The following is a 26462-nucleotide window of genomic DNA, read 5'->3' as shown; positions in this document are numbered from 1 at the left end:
CTGTCTCCTTGGTTTTTCTCATACTACAAAAGTATAACACTGGATATAAAAGGTGTCAATAATTTTGTATTTAAATGCTTTTCAATAAAAAAAGTGTATCTTTAAATATTGCTTTTTCAGCATCAAAGATACACTTAAAAATATATTCAATTTTCCTTACTTAATTTTTTTCAGCATTTCTTTTACAATATTAGCTGAATTATTAGCTGCAATTATGACAAAATCTTCATATGTTATTTTAGCACTTCCATCTGCTTTATCTGAAACTGCTCTCAATACAACAAATGGTATATTATACAAGTGAGCTACCTGGGCTACAGCTCCACCTTCCATTTCCACAGCAGAAGCTCCAAAAACTTTTCCTATCATTTCAACCTTATCTTTATCAGCTATAAATTGATCTCCAGTTGCTATTCTTCCAATTTTAACTTTGTCTTTCCCAAGAACTTTTACAGCAGATTCATAGGCAATATCTATTAAATTTTTATCAGCTTTAAATTCTATAGATTCACTACCTGGTATCAGTCCCATTGGTCTCCCAAAAGCTGTTAAATCAACATCATGCTGCACTAAGTCTTTTGATACAACCATATCAGCAATATTTAATTTATTATCTACTGCTCCTGCAACTCCTGTAAATATTATACTTTCAGCTTTAAACTCTCTAATAACTGTATCTGCTCCAATAGCTGCATTTACTTTTCCAATTCCTGTTTTTAAAAGTACTACATCCTTCTCTTCAAGTATTCCTTCATAATAAGTTATGGCTCCTATTTTTGTTTCAGTCACATTTTTCATAGAATTTTTAAGAATCTCTATTTCAGAATCCATTGCTCCTATTAAAGCAATCTTTTGAGCAAAAGCAGTTATTCCTAAACAAATCATTAGCAACACTGTTATTAATTTTTTCATCTTCTTCCCCTTTTAAAAAAAGATGATCAAAAACCTAATTTTAAATTTTTGATTCATCTTTTTATATTTTAATTATTTATTTAAAGCTTTTTTTAATTCTTCTACTTTATCAACTTTTTCCCATGGAAGATCTAAATCTGTTCTTCCTATATGACCAAATGCTGCCAAATCTTGATATTTAAATTTTCCACTTCTTAATTCAAGTGCTCTTTCTATTCCTCTTGGTGTCAAATCAAATACTTTTTTTACTGCCTCTGCTAAATCATATTCATCTACTTTTCCTGTTCCAAATGTATCTACTTTTACTGATGTTGGTTCTACTACCCCTATTGCATATGATAATTGTATTTCACATTTATCTGCCAAGTTCGCTGCTACTATATTTTTAGCTACCCATCTTGCTGCATATGCTGCTGATCTGTCTACTTTTGAAGGGTCCTTTCCTGAAAAAGCTCCTCCTCCATGTCTAAAGAATCCTCCATATGTATCTACTATTATTTTTCTTCCTGTTACTCCTGTATCTCCATGTGGCCCTCCAATTACAAATCTTCCTGTTGGATTAATATGGAAATGTTTTACTTCTTCTGGATTAAGTTCATATGCTCTTAAAACTGGTTTTATTACTTTTTCTATTACTTCTTCCCTAATTTGAACTTGAGTTACATCTGGATTATGTTGTACAGATACTACCACTGTATCAACATGATCTATTTTTCCATTTTCATCATAAGCTAAAGTTACTTGTGATTTTGCATCTGGTCTTGCCCATGGAAGCTCTTTTGCTCTAGTCATTTTAGTAAGTTTTACCAATATCTCTCTAGCTAATACAAGAGCTAATGGCATTAATTCTGGAGTTTCTTTTACAGCTCCTCCAAACATTATTCCCTGATCTCCTGCTCCTCCAATATCTACTCCCATGGCAATATCTGGTGATTGAGCATGAATAGCACTCAGTACTCCACAATTTGAATCAAATCCCATTCCTTCTTTGTATCCAATCTCATCTATTTTACTTCTTACAATATCTTGAATATCTATATAAGTGGTAGTTGTAATCTCTCCTCCTACAACAACTTGTCCTGTTGTACAAAATACTTCACATGCTACTCTTGAATTCGGATCATCAGCAAGACATGCGTCTACTACTGCATCCGAAATTTGATCTGATACCTTATCTGGATGACCAGGTGATACAAATTCTGATGTGAAATAAGTTAAATTTTTCATTTTTCCTCCTTAAAATATATTAATAATTTAATGTTTAAGATAAAAAAATCCCTTTCACCAGACAGATGAAAGGGATTAAGTATTAAATCCAATATTCCATCTATCAGGAGTTAGCACCACACTTAAAAAGCAGGTTGCTGAGATTTCAACGGGCCAGTCCCTCAATCTCTCTTGATGGTATTCTTTATATTTATCATTTATACCTTATTATATATTTTTTTACTAATCATGTCAATAATTATTTAGTTATTTTTTACTTGTCTTACAACATCCACTACAGTACCATCTCTATATTGTACTACAGCAACTACTTTATCCTCAAATTCTATTGCTTCTTCCTTTCCTGTCATAGCTTCTGCTATTTCCTTTAGTTCTTCTATTGTTTTTATTGGAAGGTTAGAATTTTTAAATTTCTCTATTAAATCTTTTCTTAATGGATTTATTGCTATTCCTCTTTCTGTTACCAGTACATCTACTGTTTCTCCAGGAGTTGTTACAGTAGTTATTCTATCTTTCACTACTGATATTCTTGCATTTACAAGTTGTGATACTATTATACACAATTTTGAACCAGCAGCTGTGTCACTATGTCCTCCAGACCCTCCCATAATAACACCATCAGATCCTGTAGTTACATTTACATTGAAATTTGTATCCATTTCTGTTGCACCTAGTATAACTATATCAAGCATGTTTACTACCGAACCTTTGTTATTTGCATTTGCATACATTGTTGCTGACATTTTTATATGATTTGGATTCTCTTTTGCTGATTTGATTGCATTAAGATCAAAACATTGTACATCAAATAAAGCTTTAAAAAGTCCATCTTTATACATATCTACTATATATCCTGTTATTCCTCCAGCAGCAAAGCTACCCACTATATTTTTTGATTTCATAAGATTTCTAACTTCTGCTGCAACAGCAAGTGATATTCCTCCTGCACCTGTCTGAAAACTCATTCCATCTTTTAAATATCCTGATTGTTCTATAAATTTAGCTGTAAGATCAGCAACTTTTAATCCAATTGGATTTTTAGTAATCTGAGTAGTTCCAGATACTATTCCCTTAGGATCTCCAATAGCATCTACTACTAATACATAATCTATTAAAGTCTGATTGATTTCTATTGTTGTATTGGGATAAGGAACTAAATTATCAGTAATTGCTACTACTAATTTAGCATTTTCAACATCTGAATGAGCATATCCTAAAGCTCCACATGCTGATTTTCCATCTACTCCATTAATATTTCCATATTCATCTGATGTTGGAGCTGCAACAAAAGCTATATCTACTTCAACTTCTCCTGTTTCCATTATTCTTGCTCTTCCACCATGTGTATGCATAACAGCTGGTTTTTGCATTTTCCCTTGTGATATTGCTTGAGCTACTGGTCCTGACATATATCCAGCATATATTTGTGTCACTATTCCTTTTTCTATCATTTCTACTAAAGGTTTATGACATGGGAATATAGAACTTGCAACTATTGTTACATCTTTGTAACCTCTTTTTGCTATTTCTGCCATTACTAAGTTTAATACATAATCTCCATTTCTTAAATGATGGTGAAAAGACACTACCATCCCATCTTTTAATGGAAGTTTATCCATTAATTCTACAAAATCAGTATGAAGTTTTTTATCATTAGGAGTTACAGCTTTAAAACTATAATTCTTTTTTACTACTCCTGTTGTATTTGCTAAATATCCATTATAATGATTGATTTTTCCGTATCCTTCTATAAAATCAGGAACTTCTCTTCCTAAAATATTTTTCATCTATAAACACCTCACATATTATTGATTAATCTATCAGACCAATAAGTCTTGCAACATCCAATGTATGAATAGCTCTATTTATAATTGGAAGGTCAACCATTTTTCCATCTAATGAAAATACTCCAAGACCTTCTTTAGCAGCTTCATCTTTAGCAGCTATTACTCTTAAAGCATGATTGATTTCAGCTTGTGATGGACAATAAGCTGCATGAATTGTATCTATTTGTCTTGGGTTTATAGCAAGTTTTCCTGTAAATCCTAACATTTTTGCTTTTAATGAATCAGCCATCAATCCTTCATAGTCATTTGTATCTGTAAATGGAGTATCTATTGCATCTACTTTACAAGCTTTACATGCATTTACTACTTTAGTTCTTGCATAGAATAGTTCATCTGATGACTTAGTTCTTTTTACTCCTAAATCAACTGCAAGGTCTTCTCCTCCTAACAAAACTGAAATTACTCTTGGACTTGATTTTATAGTTTCATAAACTGTTTCTACTCCATAAGTAGTTTCTACTAATGGATGTATTTTTATACTTCCAGCTTCAAATCCCATTTCTTTTTCTATTTCATTTAGTTTTTTATCTAATACAGCTATATCTTCAGGACATGCTTTTGGAAGAAGTATAGCATCTGGTTTCAATCTTGCTATTACATCTATATCTTTTTCTGCATACGGAGTAGATAAAGGATTAACTCTCACTACTACTTCTACACCATCATATTTATTTGTTCTTAAAGCTTCACTTATCAAATATCTTGCAGCATCTTTTTCTGTTAATGCAACAGCGTCTTCCAAGTCAAATATAACAGCATCTGAACCAAATACAGCAGCTGTTTGGAGCATTCCTGGGTTATTTCCAGGCATAAATAACATAGTTCTTCTTAATTCCACGATAAACACCTCTCATATAAAAAATAATATAATTATTATAATCCTCTAGCTACAGCAGCTTCTATTCTTGCTCTGATAGTATAATCAAGAGCTCCTTTATCTTGAGCTTGTACTTTTACACCTTCAACTCCAAGTTCTACAAGTTTATTTTTTATAACTTCTCTTATATGAGCTCCAAATTGTTTTTCTACAGTACTTTCTAATTCTACTTCTATTCCACTTTCAGCTGGAGTTAGAATCACAAATATATCATTTGATTCTAGAGTACCACATTTAGCAGCTTTCTTTATTGTCATTTGATTCACCTCATTATTAAATTCTAAATAAAATTTTCTATAAATATTAGGACTAATTAAAGGAAAAAGGTAGTCATATAACTACCTTTCCCAAAATCAAAATAAATTATAATTATACTTTTAAAAGAAAACTATTTCTTTCTTCTGTTTACTAAAGCTTCAACTCTAGACATTTCGTTAAATACGATCATGTATCCTTCGTCAACACCCATTCCTGGTTTAGCAAGAACTTGAAGAGCTCCACAAGCCATACCAATGTTAGTAGTAACTTCAGCAGATCTGTTAGTTTCGTTACAAGTTCCTCCACAGTATGATCCAATTCCTACTTTATTACAATAAAGAATTGCATCAGCTATGTTGTTTACTCCTCCAAGATCTGGAGTTTTGATTTGAACTACATGTCCAGCTTTTTTATCAGCAAATAATTTAATATCTTCTAAAGTATTACACCATTCATCAGCAACTAGTTCAACTTCGATTCCTCTTGCATCTACTTCTGCAGTTAAAGCAGCAAGAGCTTCAATTTGTTTATCTCTGTCTTCAACGTCCATAGGTCCTTCTATTCTTAATTTGAATGGTTTTGCAGCTTCTACTAATGTAGCTATGTAATCAGCCATTTTTTTAGTATCACAATCAAATGCAGCACCAATAGTTCCATAAACATCTATGTGGAATATTGGAGAGTAGTCAGCATCAGTTCTTTGAGAAATGATTCTGTCTCTTAACCATTTAACATAGTCAAGTAAGATTTCCCCATGTAATCCTAATTTTTCTTTTACATTGTTAATCAAAGCATGAGGTAAAACATCAGCTTCTTTGATTATCATTTTATCAGCAGCGACATATCTGTCATCTCCTGATTGAGTAAATATAGGTCTCTTAGTGATTTCTAATCCTGTATTGTAGTCAGCTTTAATAACTTCAGCTAAAGTTACTTTTCTAGCTTTTGCAACACCATCTAATAAAGCTTGAGTAATTCCATATCTTATTGCAGTATGTAATCTTTTTCCATTAACTTCTAATGCATCAAATTCTTCAGCAAGAGATTTGAAATTATCAAGTTCTCTTCCTATTAATTTTGGAGCAATTTCTTTTTCTATTACTGGAATAAAATCTTTTGCTAGGAATAAAGGATCTCTTCCTCCTGCACCTGAGTATTGAACAGCAGCACAATCACCATGAGCAACTTGTCCATCTTCAAGAACTAGTAAAACAGAGATAGCTTCTCCTGCTTGTCTGATTGATTTGAATCCTGGTGTTACTGGAGTTCCTAGATAGAACATACCATCATGTCCAGCTCCTGCTTTTATTGCTCTTTGGTCATCAAAATAGAATCCTGTTTTTCCTGCAGAACATACTACATCTACAATTTTCATAATTAAGCCTCCTAAGATTTTAAATTGTGTGGGAATTTTTCAATTCCCACTTTCTTCCTAATTAAATATATAATCTATTTCCAACATAATTGCAACCAACATTTAAAAATTGATTTTCTAAATTATTTTACATTTATCATATCAATTTTATACTATGATTTCTACAAATTTTATTCACTAATCGAATTAATTGTTTTTCATATGTTCAGTTTCAGGTCTTCCAATAAGAGTTCCTTTTCCTACTGCGAATATATCATCAACAGTCATTTGGAATCCTACTGCTCTTCCTTCAAATTTAGCTCTTTCTTCTAATTGAGCTAAGTTAAAGTCTACTAATTCTTTACTTAATGGAACATTTCCAACAGCTAGATATCTTACCTTACCTACATTATCTCTAGCTGGCATCATTTTACCTGCATTATATTTAGATGGAGCAAATGGAACATCTAGTACCCCTTGCTCAAAAGCTTTAACTACACCAACAGCCCAGTCTCCTTCTCCTAATTCTAATACTTTATTCAAAATACATTTAGTTTCAGCTTTAATAACATCGATTTCTTTTGCTAATTCTGGAGACATTGATAATGCTTGTCCTTTAAGAAGATTAAGAACCATTTTTGTAGCTTTGATTCCCATTGCATTAGCTTCTTTTGTAGGAACTCCAATAGCTTCATGAGGAGTTTTAACAATAACTTTTGTAGCTCCAGCAAGAGCAGCAGCAGAAGCACCATTAGAGATAACTCCAAATGCTTTAGCTTCATCTTCTGGGAATCCTCCCATCCATTGGTGGAATACAGTTGTTAAATCAATATCATTATATCCATACTCTTTAAAGTACTCTTCTCCTTGCTCAACTAATGCTCTGATAGCAGCAACGTCTTGGATTAAGTTTCCACATTGTCCATATCCTAAAGTAATATTTTTAACTCCTTGTTCAGCAGCTAGTAATCCTTCAAGGATTCCGACAGCATTTGACATTGATGGAGGAACTAGTGTCCCAGTTAATGGTCCAAATGGTTCTCTGTTAATTGATACTCCATGTTCTTCATACCATCCAACTAGTCTGTCAACATATTGCCAGTCAATTAGAGTTTTTTCTAGAGAAACTGATTTAGCATAAGGAACATTATAACTGATTCCTCCACCCTCATCAGAAGTAAATCCAGCTGCAATCATAATTTCTGAAAGTAATCTAGCATCTGGAGTTCCATGTCTCATTTGTAGAGGTAGATCAATAGCTTCAACAACTTGTCTACATCCAGTAACTCCATGATTTACACCTGGGAATCCATTAAGAAGTGATCTTCCAGCTTTTTTAGATTCTTCTATTCCTTTTTCACAGTTTTCATATTTATTTTGTCTTGTATAAGAGTCAATAGTTGATGGAAGCAAATCCGCTCCTCCAACTTTGTCTAAGTAGTCTAATAATTCTATATGTTGTTCTATTAAAGCAACCCCTGCTCTAGGTTGAGCTAGAGTAATTCCTGCATTTTTAGCATCTACTAATTTTTTAGAGAAGCTTTTTGATTCTGGTAATGCTTTATGATAAGCCACAGCTTCTTCTAAGTTTACTTCTTTACCTGTAGGCCATCCTTTTAAAACTTCTTCTCTTACTGCGAAGAACTCTTCTTCAGTCCATTTTTTAAATTTAAGTTTCATATTTAAATATTCCTCCTTATAATTTCTTATACTTCGACTAGATATTTTTTCATTATTCTAACAGCTAAATTTGGATAATCTTGAGCTAATAGTCCCATTGATGACAGTATATATGTTTTATCTACAAGGAACTTTGGAGACATAGGTTTTAAATGAACAGGATCCTGCTCACTAAAATTTCCAGCTTTTAATATTCCTTGAGGATTTAGACTATGAATAATAACTCCTCCTGTTCCAATAACATAAGGTGCCTCAGTTAAATCTTTTCCACTTTGATTAAACATTGTTCCCATAGGAGTATAAACACATTCTAATACTCCACAGTGTCTTGTCATCGCAATTTCAGTAGCTGCCATTGCCATTGCCTCATCAAATCTAATTTCTTCTTCAGTTTGAGGCACCATTTTGATGTGATCATGTCTATATTGACATGCAGCTTTTACATCAATCTGCTTTAATGAATCATGTAAATAGTTTCTTATTTTTCTTGTTCCTGCTGCTTCTAAAAGAGCTACTGATGAGTATCTCATTCCAAGATCTCCCTCTACAGTTCTTTTAGCAAATGGTTCTTCCAAACCTTTTATCATGATAGAAGGTTTGGTAGGTTCTCCTTTAGCTATTGAGTGAACATCTGTGGTTGCTCCCCCAATATCTACTACTATTAAATCTCCTATTCCATCTTCATCATCAGTACCCTCTGCAAGCACTTCAGCTGCTTTTAAAACTGCTGCTGGAGTAGGCATCAGTATACCTTTTATAAAATCTTCTGCATTTTTCATTCCTTTAGCTTCCACTATTCTACTCATAAAAACTTTTCTGATTTCCTCACGAGAAGGTTCAACATTAAGTTTATTTATTACTGGCATTACATTTTCAGTTATAAAATAGTCTATTTCATTTTCTTTAAAAATAGCTTCCACCTGGTCAATAGCTGCTTTGTTACCAGCAACTACAACTGGCACATCAAGTTTATACTCTGCAATCATTTTAGCATTATGAATGATACAGTCTTTATTACCACCATCTGTTCCACCAGCTAATAATATTATGTCCAGAGGAGTAGCCTTGATCTCTTCAAGTTCTCTGTGATTTAGTTCATAAGCATATGTCTTTATTACTCTTGCTCCAGCTCCCAGAGCAGCTTTTTTAGCAGCTTCAGCTGTAAGTTCAGGTACAAGTCCTATGGCTACCATCTTCAATCCACCAGCAGCAGACGAACATGCAGTTTTACTTACAAACTCTACAGAATCAAAATCCATCTTTTCTTTTATTGTAGCTTTTAATTTTTCATAAGCCTTATTAAATCCAATCATGATGTCTTCTTCAACTGTAGTAATATCTTTTGCTGTCGCTAAAATAACTTCATTATCCATATCTATAGCAGTAAGTTTAGTATAAGTACTACCAAAATCTATGGCTAGATAAACTTTCATAACAACCACTCTCTTTTATTGTAAAATATTTTTGAAAATTTCTAATTGACTAAAAATTAAGCAATTCCCAAATCTTTCTTTAAATCTTCTGTAGTATCTTCAATAGGAGTTCCTGGTCTGTAAACTCTATCAAATCCCATAGCTTTAAATCTTTCTTCTACCTCTTCCCAAACTTGTTTTCCAACAACAATGTTTCCACCTACATAAAGGATGATGTCGTTAAGTCCTGCTTCTTTACATTTTTCTCTCATTCCTTGACAATCTAGTTCCCCATGCCCATATAAAGAAGAAACTATTATAGCATCAGCACTAGTTTCAACAGCTGCGTTGATAAAGTCAGCTTGTGGTGATAAAACTCCAATGTTTACTACTTCAAATCCGTTAGACTCTAAAACGTGATGAATAATTTTGTTTCCAACTGCGTGACAGTCTGATCCAATAACTCCAATTACAACTTTTTTTCCATTTTTTTCCATGAAAAATAGCCTCCTCTGTGTATGATATTTAAACTTTAATAATAATATACCTCTTTTTTGTAAAAAATCAAGCATTATTAATAATATGAATGATAAAAATTTATTTTTTTAATAAAATATATCAAACTTGCTATTTTATACAGTTTTGTTAAATATTTGTTAATGTTTTTAAATTACTAATTAACAGATTCTTATTTCAAGTTAATTTTCCTTTTTTATGTTGTAAAAAATATATTTCAAAATTATAAAAAATATATGTTTTTTTTCATTTCTGAATAAAAAATACTCAAAACAAGATTTTTAATTAACATTTTTTCTGATTACTTCTTTTACATAATCATTTTCTAAAAGTTCTTTTTTTAATTGAATTTAAAAACAATCTTTACTTTTATCTCTTTTCCCTTTGCCTGTCTATGTTTTTCAATGAAACTTCCCTTAGTTAAATTTGATTTTTTCAAGAATGTGTGTTATAATATCTTGAAAATAAATTATACTAGCTAATGTAGGGGAGTGGGTTTTTAGTCCACTCCCTCTTTAGTAGTTATCTTGAAAGTGAGGTGAATACATACTTTATGGAAAAAAATAACAAGGAAAATATTTTGAAAAAAATTGAAACCATTGTTACTCCTGTGGTAAATGAAATGGCGTTATCTCTTGTTGATATTGAATACCTTCAAGATGGTGGGTATTGGTATGTGAGAATATATGTCGAAAATTTAAAAGGTGATATAACTCTTGAAGATTGTGCAGCTATCAGTAATAAAATAGATGAAGATATAGACAAACTCATTGAGCAAAGATTCTTCTTAGAAGTATCTTCTCCAGGAATTGAAAGACCCTTAAAAAAAATGGAGGATTATATCAGGTTCAAAGGTGAGAAAGCAAAATTAAGTCTTAAGCATAAAGTCGATGAGAATAAAAATTTTGAAGGAATAATTGCAGATTGTAGAGATAGTATTATATATTTAGAAATAAATGATGAAAAAGTAATGGAAATTCCCTTTTCAGAAGTAAGAAAAGCCAATCTTGTTTATGAATTTGAAGAATTTTAATAGAATTTTCAGGAGGTAATGAAAATAATATGAAAAGTAAAGATGCTAAAGTTTTTTTAGAAGCACTAGATGAATTAGAAAGAGAAAAAGGAATAAGCAAAGAAAATCTTCTTTTAACTGTTGAACAAGCTCTTTTGGCAGCTTACAAAAAAAATCATGGTGAAGAGGAAAATGTTGAAGTTGAAATCAACAGAGAAACTGGTGATGTAAAGCTTTATGAAGTTAAAACGGTTGTAGAAACTGAAGACCTTTATGATGCTGCTATCGAAATCTCTCTTGATGATGCTCAGGAAATTAAAAAAAGAGTAAAAGTTGGTGACATAGTAAGAATAGAAATCAACTGTGAAGAGTTCAGAAGAAATGCTATTCAAAATGGAAAACAAATAGTTATTCAAAAAGTAAGAGAAGCTGAAAGACAATATATTTATGATAGATTCAAAGGAAAAGAAAATGATATTATAAATGGTATCATAAGAAGAATTGATGAGAAAAAGAATATATTTGTTGAATTTGATGGTATAGAAGCTATACTTCCAACTACTGAACAATCTCCTGCAGATACTTATAGAGTAGGTGAAAGACTTAAAGTGTTTTTAGCTGAAGTTGAAAAAACTAATAAATTCCCTAAAATAGTTATTTCTAGAAAGCATGAAGGTCTATTAAAAAAATTGTTTGAACTTGAAATTCCAGAAATCACTTCTGGATTAATAGAAATAAAAGCAGTTGCCAGAGAAGCTGGTTCAAGAGCTAAAGTTGCTGTATATTCAGCTGATCCTAACATTGATACTGTTGGAGCATGTATTGGACAAAAAGGTCTTAGAATAAAAAATATTGTCAATGAATTAAATGGAGAAAAAATAGATATTGTTATTTGGAAAGAATCTGTTGAAGAATTCGTTTCAGCGGTACTGAGTCCAGCAAAAGTAAAAAGTGTTGAAGTTATTGAAGATGAAAATACAGCAAGAGTTATTGTAGATAATTCACAATTATCTCTGGCTATTGGTAAAAATGGTCAAAATGCTAGACTTGCTGCCAAATTAACTGGTATGAGAGTTGATATAAAAACTGAGAATAGTTCTAAAGAAGACTCTTTAGAAGGAGAACAAAGTGAGTAATCAGGACTTTCCAGAAAGAACTTGTTTAATCTGCAAAGATAAAAAAAATAAAAAAGATTTATTTAGACTGGTTAAAACAGGGGAAGATAAGTATGTTTTTGATGAAAAACAGAAACAGCAAAGCAGAGGCTACTATGTCTGTAAAACTCATGAATGTCTTCAAAGGCTTGCTAAGCATAAGAAGATAAAGATGAACACAGATGACCTGATGAAGATGTTGAATCTTTTAAAAAAGGGAGAAAAGGACTATTTGAATATTTTAAAGGCAATGAAAAATTCACAAGTTTTGTCTTTTGGAATGAACATGGTTTTAGATGAGATAGAACATACTCATTTCTTAGTTTTGGCTCAAGATATAAGCGAGAAAAATGAAAAAAAACTTCTCCTTAAAGCTAAAGAGCTAAATATAAACTTTGTTTATTTTGGTAATAAAAACCAACTTGGAGACATTTTTGGCAAAGATGAAGTAAGTGTTGTTGGTGTCAAAAATAAAAAAATAGCCCGTGGCCTCATAAATTAACCTAATTTAGGAGGTAATTAATGAAAGTAAGAGTACATGAATTAGCTAAAAAATATGATATGGGAAATAAAGAATTTTTAAATCTTTTAAAAGATGATATTAAAATTACAGTTTCTTCTCATTTATCTGGTTTAGCTGAAGAAGATGTGAAAAAAATAGATAAATATTTTGAAAATATGAATAATAAAGAAGATGTAATTGTGAAGCCTGAAAAAACGACTTCAAATGGAAAGGGAGATAGTTTGAATAAAAAGGTTGTAGAAATAGAAGCAGAAACAGATGATATATTTGAAGAGGAAGGACTAGGTAATGGTAAAAAATCTCAACAAATAAAAATTGGAAAAGATAAGAAAACTTGGAAGGGAGCTAAGCCAGCTTCTGGAGAAAAAACTAGTAATGATGATGAAAAATCTAAAAAGAATAAAAAGAAAAAAGGAAGAAGAACTGACTTTGTTATGAAAACTGTAGATAATGCTGGTTCTGAAACTATTGAAGAAGATGGAGTAAAAATAATCAAAGTAAGAGGAGAAATCACTTTAGGTGATTTTGCATCAAGACTTGGTGTAGGAAGTGCTGAAATAATCAAAAAACTTTTCCTCAAAGGCCAAATGCTTACTATTAACAGCCCTATATCTATAGAAATGGCTGAAGAAATAGCTATGGATTATGATGCTTTAGTTGAAAAAGAAGAAGAAGTAGAATTAGAATTTGGAGAAAAATTTGCTCTTGAGCTTGAAGATAAAGATGAAGATCTTGTAGAAAGACCTCCTGTAATTACTATCATGGGACACGTTGACCATGGTAAAACATCATTGCTTGATGCCATCAGAGCAAGTAATGTAGTATCTGGAGAAGATGGTGGAATTACTCAAAAAATTGGAGCTTACCAAGTTATTAAGAGTGGTAAAAAAATTACTTTTGTTGATACTCCTGGTCATGAGGCTTTTACTGATATGAGAGCTAGAGGAGCGCAAGTTACTGATATTGCTATCTTAGTAGTTGCTGCAGATGATGGAGTTATGCCACAAACAATAGAAGCTCTATCACATGCAAAAGCTGCCAATGTTCCTATTATTGTTGCAGTAAATAAAATTGACAAACCTGAAGCTAATCCTCAAAAAGTAAAACAAGAACTCATGGAACATGGACTTGTTTCTATTGAGTGGGGAGGAGATACTGAATTCGTTGAAGTATCTGCTAAAAAACAATTAAACCTTGATACATTACTTGATACTATACTTATTACAGCTGAAATTCTTGAACTTAAAGCTAACCCTAAGAAAAGAGCTAAGGGAGTTGTTCTTGAATCTAAACTTGATCCTAAAGTTGGACCTATTGCAGATATTCTTGTTCAAGAAGGTACATTAAAAATAGGTGATGTTATTGTTGCTGGTGAAGTTTATGGTAAAGTAAGGGCATTAATTAATGATAGAGGAGAAAGAGTTGAAAAAGTTGAACTTTCTCAACCAGCTGAAATTATTGGTTTCAATCAAGTTCCTCAAGCTGGAGATACTATGTATGTCATTCAAAATGAACAACATGCAAAAAGAATTGTTGAAGAAGTTGCTAAAGAGAGAAAACTTTCTGAAACAAGCAAGAAAACTATCTCTCTTGAATCATTATCAGAACAATTTGACCATGAAAATCTTAAAGAGCTTAACCTTGTATTGAGAGCAGATTCTAGAGGTTCAGTAGAAGCTTTAAGAGAATCATTAATGAAGCTTTCTACTAATGAAGTTGCTGTTAATATTATTCAAGCTGCTTCTGGAGCAATTACAGAAAGTGACGTTAAACTTGCTGAAGTTTCAAATGCTATTATAATAGGTTTCCATGTAAGACCTACTACAAAAGCGATAAAAGAGGCTGACGTTAATGGTGTTGAAATAAGAACTTCAAATATTATTTATCATATTACTGAAGATATAGAGAAAGCTCTTACTGGTATGCTTGAACCTGAATTCAAAGAAATATATCTTGGAAGAATTGAAATCAAAAAAGTATTTAAAGTTTCTAAAGTTGGAAACATAGCTGGATGTGTTGTTGTTGATGGAAAAGTTAAAAATGACTCAAACATCAGAATACTAAGAGATGGAATAGTTATGTATGAAGGAAAACTTTCTTCATTAAAAAGATACAAAGATGATGCTAAAGAAGTAGTTGCAGGACAAGAATGTGGTCTTGGAGTAGAAAACTTTAACGATATCAAAGAAGGAGATATTGTTGAGGCGTTTGAAATTCAAGAAATCAAAAGAACTCTGAAATAAGAAATAACTAGATCAATAGTTCATATAGAAAGAGAGTGATGTAAAATGAAAAGACAAAGATTAGCAGGAATAGAAAAAGAAATGGCTAGAGTTATATCTCAAGCTCTTCTTGAAGAAGTAAAAAATCCAAAAATAAAAGGTATTGTATCAGTTACAAGTGTTCATGTCACTGAGGACTTAAAATTTGCAGATGTATTTTTTAGTATAATGGGACAAGAAAATGTAAATACTGATGAAGTTTTAGAAGGATTAAATCAAATAAAAGGATTTCTAAGAAAGAGAGTAGCTGAAGAGATCGAAATTAGATATATCCCTGAAATAAGAGTTAAAATAGATGACTCTATCGAACATGCAGTTAAAATATCAAAACTTTTAAATGATTTGAAAAGGTAGTGGTATAATGCAGTGGGAATATAGTTCGCTACCTCAGACTCTTATTGATACTAAGGCTGCTCAATGGAAGAAGAATAGATTACTTACTACCTTATTACTCAATAGAGGCTTTGAAGATGGAAAAAAAGCAGATGAATTTATAAGCCCAAAAATTTCTGATTTTAGAGACCCTTTCAAATTTGAAAAAATGGAAAAAGTAGTAGATAAAATTTTAGAAAAAAGAGAAAAAAAGGAAAAAGTTTTTATTTATGGAGATTATGATGTTGATGGAATAACAGCAGCTGTATTTCTTGTTCTAGTCTTCAGAAACATTGGGATAGAAGTAGACTATTACATTCCCAACAGGATGGAAGAAGGTTATGGACTGGATAAAAAAACCATTGACTTTATTAACAAAGAAAATGGAAAACTAGTTATCACTGTTGATACTGGGGTTAATTCCATAGAAGATGTAAAATATGCAGAAAGTTTAGGGATAGATGTGATTGTTACTGACCATCACAAAAGTATAAAAGAGGAGGAAGATGATCATCTCCTTCTCTTAAATCCCAAATTAAGCGATACCTATGAATTTAAATATTTATCTGGAGCAGGAGTAGCTCTAAAAGTAGCTCAAGGTGTTTATCAAAAGCTGAAAGCTGATATAAAAAACCTATATCAATACATGGACATAGTAATGATTGGTACTGTTGCTGATGTTGTTCCTATGACAGATGAAAATAGAATAATAATAAAACAAGGTCTCAGAGCTTTGAAAAAAACCAAAGTAAAAGGACTTATGTATCTTTTAAAATATCTTAAATTTCAAAATAAAACTATAAACACAACTGATGTAAGTTATTTTATATCTCCTCTAATTAATTCTCTTGGAAGAATAGGTGTTTCTAAAATGGGAGCTGATTTTTTCTTAAAAGAGGATGATTTTGAAATATATAATATAATAGAGGAAATGAAAAAATCAAATAAGAAAAGAAGAGAACTTGAAAAAAATATATATGATGAAGCTAATCATGAAATTGCAAAAATAGGAATAAAAAATCTAAAATGTATATTTTTAAGTTCTGAAAAATGGCATCCTGGAGTAATTGGTGTTGTTTCTTCAAGATTAAGTGTAAAATACAACATCCCTGTAACACTTGTTGCTTTTAAAGATGGAATTGGAAAAGCTTCTTGCAGAAGTGTAAAGGGAATAAGTGTTTTTAATATTTTTCAGAAAATGGGTAAAAAACTTGTCAGATTTGGTGGTCATGATCTGGCTGCTGGTTTCATAGTAAAAGCTGAAAATCTTAATGAGGTTAAAAACATTTTTGAAGCAAGTATAGAAAATATAAAAATAGAAAAAGAAAAAAAGAGTTTGAAGATAGATATAGAATACTCTATTGAAAACATTGATGAAGATATGTTTGAGACTATGGAAAGTATATCTCCATATGGTCTTGAAAATCCACATCCTTTATTCATTGATAGAGATCTTTCCTTTGAAAATATAAAAAAATTTGGTGTAGATGAAAGACATTTTAATGGAATGATAAGGAAAAATGGAAAAAATTACCATATGGTAGCATTCGATCTAGGTCACAAAATAAATGAAATAGAAGCCAATATTCAAAAGTTTGATATTGTTTATTATCCTGAAAAAACTCTGTATAGAGGAGAAGAAATTTTTCAAATTAGGATAAAAGATATTAAAATAAAAGATGATTTTTATGAAATTTTTACTAAATAGATCAAGGAGGAAAAATGAAACACGAAATCAAAAAATTAGAAAATTCAGCAGTAGAAATCAAAATTTCTCTTACTGCAGAAGAAGTAAGCCCTATTAAAAATGAGGTATTAGGAGAACTTGCAAGTAAAGCTGAAGTTCCTGGATTCAGAAAAGGAAAAGCTCCTTTAGACAAAGTTGAAGCTCAATTTAAAGATGCTTTGAAAGAGGAAGTTACTGAAAAAGTTTTACATAAATACTATGAAGAAGTAGTAAAAGCTGAAAATATCATGCCAATCAGTTATATCCACAGTTTAGTAACTAACCTTAATGATTCTTTTGATCTTACTTTCAAAGTTGATGTATATCCAACAGTTGAGTTAGGAGAATATAAAGGTTTGGAAGCTGAAAAAGAAACTTTTGAAATGACAGAAGAAGTTTTAAATAAAGAACTTGAAATCATGGTAAACAGCAAGTCTAAATTAGAAGATACTGAAGCTGAACATAAAGCTGAAATGGGAGATACTGTTGATCTTGCTTTTGAAGGATTTGTTGATGGTGTTCCTTTTGAAGGAGGAAAATCTGAATCTCATACTTTAAAATTAGGTTCTAAAATGTTTATTGACAATTTTGAAGATCAATTAGTTGGTTATACAACTGGACAAGAGGGAGAAATTAATGTAACTTTCCCTGAGCAATATCATGCTGCTGACCTTGCTGGAAAACCTGCTGTTTTCAAAGTTAAAATCAACGCTATCAAAAAACTTGTTGTTCCAGAATTAAATGAAGAACTAGCTAAAGAATTAGGATTTGAATCTATTGAAGATCTTAAAACTAAAAAAACTGAAGAAATTAAAGCTAGAGAAGAAGCTAGAATTAAAAATGGGTACATTGGTAAATTACTAGATAAAGTTGCTGCTAATTCAAAAGTAGAAGTTCCTTTTTCAATGGTAGCTACTGAAGTTAAAAACAGAATTTCTGAAATGGAAAACCAACTTTCAGCTCAAGGTATAGGAATGGATATGTACTTACAAATGACTGGAATGGACAGAGCTAAATTAGAAAATCAAATCGCTCCTATGGCTGCAGGAAAAGTAAAAGTAGATCTTATACTTGAAGCTATAGCTAAAGCTGAAAATTTAGAAGTTTCTGAAGAAGAAATTACTGCTAAAATGACAGAAGTTGCTAAATACTATGGAATGGATTTAGCTAAATTAGAAGAAGAATTAAAAACTCATAATAACTATGATAACTTTAAATATACATTAAAAGGTGAATGTATGATGCAAAAAGCTATTGATCTTTTAGTTGAAACTGCAAAATAATAATTATAATACTATAGGAAGCAGCTAGCTGCTTCCTATAGCTTAAATAAATAACTGAATAATTGAGAAATCTATCATTTTGTTATTTATTTAAGGAGGTAATATTTATGTATAGTCCAACAGTAGTAGAGAGTACAGGTAGATCAGAAAGGGCCTATGATATATATTCAAGACTTTTAAAAGATAGAATAATATTTTTAGGAACAGAAATAGATGATAACGTGGCAAATGCAATTGTAGCTCAACTTCTTTTTCTTGAAGCTGAAGATCCTGACAAAGATATCATTATGTATATAAATAGTCCTGGTGGAGTGGTAACAGCAGGAATGGCTATATATGATACCATGAACTATATTAAACCTGATGTACAAACTGTCTGTATTGGTCAGGCAGCAAGTATGGGTGCTCTTCTTTTAGGTGCTGGAGCAAAAGGAAAAAGATATGCTTTAGAACACTCTAGAATAATGATTCATCAGCCTTTAGGCGGAGCAAGAGGTCAGGCTACAGATATAGAAATACAGGCAAAAGAAATTTTAAGAATGAAAGAAATGCTGTCTCAAATATTGGCTGACTGCACAGGAAAGTCGCTTTCAGAAATCATAACTGATACAGAAAGAGATAATTATATGTCAGCTGAAGAAGCAAAAAATTATGGTCTTATTGATCAAGTCTTTAAAAAATAAAGGAGAATGATATGAGTAAAAAAGCTAGATGTTCCTTCTGTGGAAGTACTGAAAATGAAGTTTCTAAATTATTCAGTGGAATAGATGGAGCTCTTATCTGTGACAGATGTATAGAAAGCTGTTTTGATATCCTTGAACTTTCTAACGAAAAAATGGGAGAAAAACTTCCAGAAGATATATCAACAGATTCTCTTTTGACACCAAAGGAGATAAAAGAAAAACTCGATGAATATGTAATTGGACAGGATGAAACAAAGAAAATCCTTTCAGTTGCTGTATATAATCATTATAAAAGAATATTAGATAAAAATAATTATGGTGAAGAGGATAATAATGTAGAGTTACAAAAGTCTAATGTCCTTTTAATTGGACCAACTGGTTCTGGTAAAACTCTTCTGGCTCAAACACTTGCAAGATGCTTAAGTGTGCCTTTTGCAATAGCTGATGCTACCACTCTTACTGAAGCAGGATATGTAGGAGATGATGTTGAGAATGTATTAGTAAGACTTCTGCAGGCAGCTGATTATGATGTAGATGCTGCTGAAAGAGGTATTATTTATATAGATGAAATAGATAAAATAGCAAGAAAATCAGAAAATGTGTCTATTACAAGAGATGTTTCTGGTGAAGGTGTACAGCAGTCTCTTCTAAAAATAATAGAAGGTACTAAATCACAAGTTCCTCCTCAAGGTGGAAGAAAACATCCTAATCAGGAACTTATTGAAATAGATACAGCAAATATCCTTTTCATAGTAGGAGGAGCTTTTGAAGGACTTGAAAAAATTATAAAATCAAGAACTAATAAAAAAGTTATAGGTTTTGGTGCTGATGTTAAAAGTGAAACTGAAGAAAAGGTTGGAGAAGTATTTATAAAAGTTTTACCTGAAGATTTGGTAAGACAAGGTATAATTCCTGAATTAGTAGGAAGACTCCCTGTTATAACTACTTTAAAAGATCTTGATGAAAAAGCTCTTATCAGAATACTTACAGAGCCTAAAAACGCAATTGTCAAACAATATAAAAAATTGTTTGATTTAGAAGGGGTAGATTTGGAATTTACTCCAGAAGCACTAAAAAAAATCGCCGTTCTTGCTCTTGAAAGAAAAATAGGAGCAAGAGGTCTTAGAGCAATAATAGAACAAACTATGCTTGAATTAATGTACGAAGTTCCTTCTGATGATTCTATATCTAAAGTTATAATTGGAGAAGAAGCTGTCCTTGATTCAACAAAGGCTATTATTGAAAAAGAACAAAAAAATTAGGAGGGATAACTTTATGAGTAAAACACTATTTTTACCTACTAGGGACTTAGTTATCTTCCCAGGTATAGTAACACCTATATATGTAGGTAGAGTAAAAAGTATCAATACACTAGAATCAGCTGTAAACAGCAAAAGTAAATTAGTACTGGGAATGCAGATGGATCCATCTAAAGAAAACCCTGATCTTCCTGAAGATATATACAATGTTGGAGTAATAGTAAATATACTTCAAATAGTCAAAATGCCTAACAATAATATAAAAGTGTTAGTGGAAGCAGAAGACAGAGTAATCATAGAAGATATTGATGCTGGGGAGACAGAGTATAAAGCTACATATAAAATCTTAAAATGTACTAATGGAAAAACTAAAGAAACTGAAGCAGTATATAGAAAAGTTTTAAGCTATTTTGAAAAATATGTAGGACTAACTGGAAAGATATCTTCAGAACTTTTAGTTAATTTAAAAGGAATCAAAGATATCAACAATGCTTTTGATATCATTTCATCTAACCTTCCTGTAAAAAGTGAAATAAGACAGGAACTTTTAGAAATATTTGATATCAAAGAAAGAGGATATAAGCTATTAGAACTTCTTACTAATGAAATGGAAATAGCTTCTCTTGAGAAAAAAATAGATGATAAAGTAAAAACTAAAATGAATGAAGCTCAAAAAGCTTACTACATAAAAGAAAAAATATCTGCTATGAAAGAAGAATTAGGAGATTATTCACAAGATGATGATATGCTTGATCTTGTTGAAAAGTTGAAGAAAGCTAAACTTCCTAAAGAAGTTAAACAAAAACTTGATGTTGAAATGAAAAAACTTTCTAAAATGCCACCATTCTCTGCTGAAGCAACAGTATCAAGAAACTATATTGAAACTGTACTTGATCTTCCATGGGAAAAATCTACTAAAGATATTCTTGACTTAAAAAAAGCTAATGAAATTTTAGAAAGAGATCATTATGGATTAAAAGATGCTAAAAACAGGGTTTTGGACTATCTTTCTGTAAAAAAACTTAATCCTAATATGAAAGGTGGAATTCTTTGTCTTGCAGGACCTCCTGGAATAGGAAAAACTTCCCTTGTTAAATCTATTGCTGATGCTATGGGAAGAAAATTTGTAAGAGTTTCTCTTGGTGGTGTAAGAGATGAAGCTGAAATAAGAGGACATAGAAGAACATATATTGGTTCTATGCCTGGAAAACTTATTAAAGCTATGAAAGATGCTGGAACTAAGAATCCTGTTATCTTACTTGATGAAATAGATAAAATGTCTAATGATTACAAAGGAGATCCAGCTTCAGCTATGCTTGAAGTTCTTGATCCTGAGCAAAACAGCCATTTTGAAGATCATTACATTGATATGCCTTTTGACCTTTCAAAAGTATTCTTTGTAGCAACAGCAAATGATCTTAGAACTGTTTCTCCTCCTTTAAGAGATAGAATGGAAATAATTAATATTTCTTCATATACAGAATTTGAAAAACTTCATATAGCTAAAAATTACCTTATTAAACAAGCTAAAGAAGAAAACGGTCTTAAAGATTATGATATTCATATTCCTGATAATGTTATCATGAAAATTATTGATGAATATACTAGAGAAGCTGGGGTAAGAAATTTAAAAAGAGAAATTATAACTCTATGCAGAAAAATAGCTAGAGAAGTAGTTGAACAAAAGAAAAAGAAATTTACAATAAAAAGTTCAAGTCTTGAAAAACTTTTAGGAAAACCTAAATTCAGACCTGAAAAAGCTAAAGAAAAACAACCTAAACAAGGTGTAGTAAATGGATTAGCATGGACTTCTGTAGGGGGAGTTACCCTTGAAGTACAAGGCGTTTCTATCCCTGGTAAAGGAGATATATCTTTAACAGGAACATTAGGAAATGTAATGAAAGAATCAGCTCAAGTTGCATTTACTTATGTAAAAGCTAACCTTGATAAATATAAATTAGAAAACCCTGAATTCTTTGAAAAGAAGAATATACATCTTCATTTCCCAGAAGGAGCAACACCTAAAGATGGTCCTTCTGCTGGTATAACTATTGTTACAGCTATACTTTCTGTTCTTACTGGAAGACAGGTAAGACAAGATATAGCAATGACTGGTGAAGTTACTATTACTGGAGATGTCCTTGCAATAGGTGGAGTAAAAGAAAAAGTTATAGGAGCTCACAGAGCTGGTATCAGAGAAGTTATTCTTCCTGATGACAACAGAATGGATGAAAGTGATATTCCTTCGGAAGTAGCAAAAACTATGACTATCCACTTTGCTAAAACATATGATGATGTAGAAAAACTGGTTTTTGCAGACAAATAATTTTTTAAGTGAGGAAGATTTATGAATGTAAAACAGGCAGATTTTGTTAAATCGGCAGTTTATGAAAAAGATTACCCAGAGCAATTAAACAATATGGAATTTGCTTTTGTAGGAAGATCTAATGTAGGAAAATCCTCTTTAATCAACAGCATTACTGGTAGAAAGAAATTGGCAAAAACAAGTAAAACTCCAGGAAGGACTCAACTTATAAACTATTTCAAAATAAATAATGAATTCTTTATAGTTGACCTTCCAGGATATGGATTTGCTAAAGTACCTAAAGAAATGAAAGCTGAATGGGGAAAAACAATGGATAGATATATTGCCAGTCCAAGAAAAAAACTGGTATTTGTTCTTTTAGATATAAGAAGAATTCCTAGTCAAGAAGACATAGAGATGCTTATATATCTTGATCACCATGATATCCCTTTTAAAATAATTTTTACTAAGATGGATAAAGTTTCAAATAATGAAAAATTTAAAATAATGAAAGAAATAAAGAAAAAGATAGAATTTCATAATGAAGATGTTTTTTTTCATTCTTCACTTTCAGATAATGGAAAAGAAGATATTCTTAATTTTATAGAAACTCTGTTGGAAAAGAAAGATTAAATATTATATATAAGTTTATTGGGAGGAATTTTAAATGGAAGAACTTAATAAGACTTATTCCCCTAAGGAAATAGAGTCAAAATGGTATAAGATCTGGGAAGATTCTAAATACTTTGCAGGAAAAATGGAAGAAGGAAAAGAAAGCTATTCAATAGTCATCCCTCCTCCAAACGTCACTGGTATACTTCATATGGGGCATATACTTAATAACTCTATCCAAGATACTCTAGTAAGATATAAAAGAATGTGTGGATATAATACTTTATGGCTTCCAGGATGCGACCATGCTGGAATAGCCACTCAAAATAAAGTTGAAAGAAAACTTGCTGAAGAGGGACTAAAAAAAGAAGATTTAGGAAGAGAAAAGTTTATTGAAGAAACTTGGAAATGGAAAGAAAAGCATGGTGGGATTATCACTACTCAATTAAGAAAAATTGGTGCTTCTCTTGACTGGGACAGAGAAAGATTCACAATGGATGAAGGACTTTCAAAAGCTGTAAGGGAAATATTTGTCCATTTATACAATGATGGTCTTATCTACCAAGGTGAATACATGGTAAACTGGTGCCCAAGATGTGGTACTGCTCTTGCTGATGATGAAGTTGAACATGTGGAAAAAGATGGTCATTTATGGCATGTAAAATATCCAGTAAAAGATTCTGATGAATTTATTATAATAGCTACTTCAAGACCTGAAACAATGTTGGCTGACGTAGCAGTTGCTGTACATCCTGAAGATGACAGATACAAACACCTTATAGGTAAAAAGCTTATCCTTCCACTAGTAGGAAGAGAAATCCCTGTAATAGCTGATGATTATGTAGACAGAGAATTTGGAACTGGAGCTCTTAAAATAACTCCTGCTCATGATCCTAATGACTTCAATGTAGGAAAAAAACATGATCTTCCTATAATCAACATGCTTACAAAAGAAGCTACAGTTACTGACGAATTTCCTAAATATGCTGGACTAGACAGATTTGAAGCTAGAAAAGTAATGGTTGAAGAATTGAAAGAAACTGGAGCACTTATTAAAGTAGAAAATATAAAACACAATGTAGGTCAATGTTATAGATGTCAGACTGTGGTTGAACCAAGAGTTTCTAAACAATGGTTTGTAAAAACTGAAACTTTAGCTCAAAAAGCTTTAGAAGTAGTAAAAAATGGTGAAATAAAAATTATGCCTAAGAGAATGGAGAAAATCTATTATAACTGGCTTGAAAATATAAGAGATTGGTGTATCTCAAGACAACTTTGGTGGGGACATAGAATCCCAGCTTGGTATGGTCCTGATAAATACATCTTTGTAGCAAGAGATGAAAATGAAGCTAAAGAAATGGCTGCTAAACATTATGGAAAAGAGGTAGAATTAATTCAAGAAGAAGATGTACTTGATACTTGGTTCTCATCTGCTTTATGGCCTTTCTCTACAATGGGATGGCCTGAAAAAACTAAAGAACTTGAAACTTTCTATCCTACATCTACACTTGTAACAGGAGCAGATATCATCTTCTTCTGGGTAGCTAGAATGATTATGTTTGGACTATATGAAATGAAAGAAATTCCTTTTAAAGATGTATTTTTCCATGGAATTGTAAGAGATGAAATTGGAAGAAAAATGTCTAAATCTTTAGGAAATTCTCCTGATCCATTGAATTTAATAGAAGAATTCGGAGCAGATGCTATCAGATTCTCTATGATATATAATACATCTCAAGGACAAGATGTACACTTCTCTGAAAAACTTCTTGAAATGGGAAGAAACTTTGCTAACAAAATATGGAACGTTGCAAGATTTGTTATCATGAATCTCGAAGGATTCGATGTAAAATCTGTAAATAAAGAAGAACTTAAACTTGAATTGGTTGATAAATGGATATTCTCTAGAATGAATGAAACTTCTAAAGAAGTGGCTGACTATATTGATAAATTCCAATTAGATGATGCTGCTAAAGCTGTTTATGAATTCTTAAGAGGAGACTTCTGTGACTGGTATGTTGAACTTGCAAAAGTAAGACTATACAATGATGATGAAGCTGGAAAGGCATCTAAAACAACAGCACAATATGTACTTTGGACAGTGTTAGAAGCTGGACTTAGAATGCTTCACCCATTTATGCCATTTATAACAGAAGAAATCTGGCAGAAAATTAAAGTTGAAGGAGATTCTATTATGATACAGGAATATCCTGTAGCTGATGAATCACTAATCAATAGAGACATAGAAAATTCATTTGAATATATTAAAGATGTTATTTCTTCTTTAAGAAATATTAAAGCTGAAATGGGAATCTCTCCAGCTAAAGAAGTAAAAGTTGTTATCAAAACTTCTGATGAAATGGAACTAAAAACTCTTGAAGACAACTATATCTTCATAACTAAGTTAGCTAAAATAGAAGAGCTTAAATATGGAAAAGATATGGCTAAACCTGACCAAAGTGGATTCAGAGTAGCTGGAAATTCTGAAGTATATATGATACTTACTGGACTTTTAAATGCTGAAGTAGAAATCAAAAAAATTCAGGAACAGATAGAAAAAGTACAAAAAGATCTTGATAAAGTTAATGCTAAACTTTCTGATGAAAGATTTACTTCTAAAGCTCCTGCCCATATTCTGGAGAGAGAAAGAAGAATTCAAAAAGAACATCAAGATAAGATGGATAAACTTACTGAGAACCTTAAAAACTTTATGTAATATTAAAAATCTATTTTAAAAAACTTAAGAAAGTTGTATAATAAAATTGTAGAAGGCTTTTTTAAGGAGGTAGATCTTATGAATTTACAAGAGATGGTTTTCAGAGCCCTTTTGGACTTCGAAGCTCAAGGGGAAATATATATAGAAAAAGAGAGAGTAACACTTGGCTGTATGGCTAATGGAAGTGAAATGGAAACTGTAAGAAAGTTTTTAAACACTGTTGAACTACAGGAAAAATTTAAAGATTATCCTTTAAGTGAAATCAATAAAGCTGTACAAAGTCTTGTAGAAAAAGATTTTATAAAAGCTAGAATAGTTACTACTACTACTGGTGTTACCTTTTATGAACTTCTTAAAACTGAATGTGATTTAGATGAGTTCTTAGAAGGATAAAAACATTTTATTTTGAGAAAATAGGGCTGGCTCAAAAGTTAATTTTGACCAGCCTATTA

22 protein-coding genes and 1 riboswitch are annotated in these 26462 nt (G+C 31.4%); of the genes, 13 read left to right on the top strand and 9 right to left on the bottom strand.

Annotated elements, in window-relative coordinates; genetic code table 11:
- Positions 1-156: 156 nt before the first annotated feature.
- The 9 genes from E0E45_RS02635 to glmS all read right to left on the bottom strand — a co-directional run bounded on the left by E0E45_RS02635 (position 157) and on the right by glmS (position 10064).
- The gene (locus E0E45_RS02635; RefSeq protein ID WP_130889722.1) at positions 157-912 is read right to left on the bottom strand and encodes a 5'-methylthioadenosine/adenosylhomocysteine nucleosidase; all 756 of its coding nucleotides are present in this window, start codon (positions 910-912) and stop codon (positions 157-159) included.
- Between the two features lie 72 nt (positions 913-984).
- Positions 985-2139 (bottom strand): methionine adenosyltransferase, encoded by a 1155-nt coding sequence (gene metK / locus E0E45_RS02630; RefSeq protein ID WP_130889721.1) that lies wholly within the window; start codon positions 2137-2139, stop codon positions 985-987.
- 93 nt (positions 2140-2232) lie between these two features.
- A riboswitch (SAM riboswitch) is annotated at positions 2233-2320 on the bottom strand.
- Between the two features lie 61 nt (positions 2321-2381).
- Positions 2382-3926 carry a citrate lyase subunit alpha gene (gene citF / locus E0E45_RS02625; protein WP_130889720.1) on the bottom strand — a complete coding sequence of 515 codons (1545 nt, stop codon included), beginning with the start codon at positions 3924-3926 and terminating at the stop codon, positions 2382-2384.
- Positions 3927-3951: 25 nt separating this feature from the next.
- Positions 3952-4824 (bottom strand): HpcH/HpaI aldolase/citrate lyase family protein, encoded by an 873-nt coding sequence (locus E0E45_RS02620; protein WP_096403567.1) that lies wholly within the window; start codon positions 4822-4824, stop codon positions 3952-3954.
- 35 nt (positions 4825-4859) lie between these two features.
- Positions 4860-5120 carry a citrate lyase acyl carrier protein gene (gene citD, locus E0E45_RS02615; RefSeq protein WP_096403568.1) on the bottom strand — a complete coding sequence of 87 codons (261 nt, stop codon included), beginning with the start codon at positions 5118-5120 and terminating at the stop codon, positions 4860-4862.
- Positions 5121-5251: 131 nt separating this feature from the next.
- On the bottom strand, positions 5252-6496 hold the full coding sequence (locus E0E45_RS02610; protein WP_096403569.1) for a methylaspartate ammonia-lyase: 1245 nt from the start codon (positions 6494-6496) through the stop codon (positions 5252-5254).
- A gap of 186 nt (positions 6497-6682) precedes the next feature.
- Positions 6683-8155: a methylaspartate mutase subunit E gene (locus tag E0E45_RS02605; RefSeq protein ID WP_130889719.1), complete on the bottom strand. Its 1473-nt coding sequence runs from the start codon at positions 8153-8155 to the stop codon at positions 6683-6685.
- Between the two features lie 26 nt (positions 8156-8181).
- Positions 8182-9588 carry a methylaspartate mutase accessory protein GlmL gene (glmL, locus tag E0E45_RS02600; RefSeq protein WP_130889718.1) on the bottom strand — a complete coding sequence of 469 codons (1407 nt, stop codon included), beginning with the start codon at positions 9586-9588 and terminating at the stop codon, positions 8182-8184.
- 56 nt (positions 9589-9644) lie between these two features.
- Positions 9645-10064: a methylaspartate mutase subunit S gene (gene glmS / locus E0E45_RS02595; protein WP_130889717.1), complete on the bottom strand. Its 420-nt coding sequence runs from the start codon at positions 10062-10064 to the stop codon at positions 9645-9647.
- 572 nt (positions 10065-10636) lie between these two features.
- Here glmS and rimP point away from each other — a divergent pair.
- The 13 genes from rimP to E0E45_RS02530 all read left to right on the top strand — a co-directional run bounded on the left by rimP (position 10637) and on the right by E0E45_RS02530 (position 26403).
- Positions 10637-11116 carry a ribosome maturation factor RimP gene (rimP, locus tag E0E45_RS02590; RefSeq protein ID WP_130889716.1) on the top strand — a complete coding sequence of 160 codons (480 nt, stop codon included), beginning with the start codon at positions 10637-10639 and terminating at the stop codon, positions 11114-11116.
- Between the two features lie 29 nt (positions 11117-11145).
- The gene (nusA, locus tag E0E45_RS02585) at positions 11146-12231 is read left to right on the top strand and encodes a transcription termination factor NusA (RefSeq protein ID WP_005981730.1); all 1086 of its coding nucleotides are present in this window, start codon (positions 11146-11148) and stop codon (positions 12229-12231) included.
- Entirely contained in the window at positions 12224-12751 is a 528-nt protein-coding gene (locus E0E45_RS02580) for a DUF448 domain-containing protein (RefSeq protein WP_130889715.1), read from the top strand. Before nusA ends, E0E45_RS02580 begins: the two co-directional genes overlap by 8 nt.
- A 20-nt stretch (positions 12752-12771) precedes the next feature.
- Positions 12772-15015, top strand: a complete 2244-nt coding sequence (gene infB, locus E0E45_RS02575) for a translation initiation factor IF-2 (RefSeq protein WP_130889714.1) — start codon at positions 12772-12774, stop codon at positions 15013-15015.
- 45 nt (positions 15016-15060) lie between these two features.
- Positions 15061-15408, top strand: coding sequence for a 30S ribosome-binding factor RbfA (gene rbfA, locus E0E45_RS02570; RefSeq protein WP_130889713.1), 348 nt, complete (start codon positions 15061-15063; stop codon positions 15406-15408).
- A 7-nt stretch (positions 15409-15415) separates the two neighbouring features.
- Positions 15416-17134, top strand: a complete 1719-nt coding sequence (recJ, locus tag E0E45_RS02565) for a single-stranded-DNA-specific exonuclease RecJ (protein WP_232044044.1) — start codon at positions 15416-15418, stop codon at positions 17132-17134.
- A gap of 14 nt (positions 17135-17148) precedes the next feature.
- The gene (gene tig, locus E0E45_RS02560) at positions 17149-18435 is read left to right on the top strand and encodes a trigger factor (protein ID WP_130889712.1); all 1287 of its coding nucleotides are present in this window, start codon (positions 17149-17151) and stop codon (positions 18433-18435) included.
- Positions 18436-18542: 107 nt separating this feature from the next.
- Positions 18543-19118: an ATP-dependent Clp endopeptidase proteolytic subunit ClpP gene (gene clpP, locus E0E45_RS02555; protein ID WP_096403579.1), complete on the top strand. Its 576-nt coding sequence runs from the start codon at positions 18543-18545 to the stop codon at positions 19116-19118.
- An 11-nt stretch (positions 19119-19129) separates the two neighbouring features.
- Positions 19130-20380, top strand: coding sequence for an ATP-dependent Clp protease ATP-binding subunit ClpX (gene clpX / locus E0E45_RS02550; protein WP_130889711.1), 1251 nt, complete (start codon positions 19130-19132; stop codon positions 20378-20380).
- Between the two features lie 13 nt (positions 20381-20393).
- Positions 20394-22703, top strand: coding sequence for an endopeptidase La (gene lon / locus E0E45_RS02545; RefSeq protein WP_130889710.1), 2310 nt, complete (start codon positions 20394-20396; stop codon positions 22701-22703).
- A gap of 21 nt (positions 22704-22724) precedes the next feature.
- Positions 22725-23315 carry a ribosome biogenesis GTP-binding protein YihA/YsxC gene (gene yihA / locus E0E45_RS02540; RefSeq protein ID WP_130889709.1) on the top strand — a complete coding sequence of 197 codons (591 nt, stop codon included), beginning with the start codon at positions 22725-22727 and terminating at the stop codon, positions 23313-23315.
- Positions 23316-23349: 34 nt separating this feature from the next.
- On the top strand, positions 23350-26010 hold the full coding sequence (locus tag E0E45_RS02535; RefSeq protein WP_130889708.1) for a valine--tRNA ligase: 2661 nt from the start codon (positions 23350-23352) through the stop codon (positions 26008-26010).
- 78 nt (positions 26011-26088) lie between these two features.
- Positions 26089-26403 carry a hypothetical protein gene (locus E0E45_RS02530; RefSeq protein ID WP_130889707.1) on the top strand — a complete coding sequence of 105 codons (315 nt, stop codon included), beginning with the start codon at positions 26089-26091 and terminating at the stop codon, positions 26401-26403.
- Positions 26404-26462 lie beyond the last annotated feature (59 nt).

The sequence above is a fragment of the Fusobacterium ulcerans ATCC 49185 genome, assembly GCF_900683735.1.
Taxonomy (GTDB): domain Bacteria; phylum Fusobacteriota; class Fusobacteriia; order Fusobacteriales; family Fusobacteriaceae; genus Fusobacterium_A; species Fusobacterium_A ulcerans_A.
The sequence above is the reverse complement of the archived record's forward strand: the minus strand, read 5'-3'. Positions and strand labels throughout refer to the sequence as shown.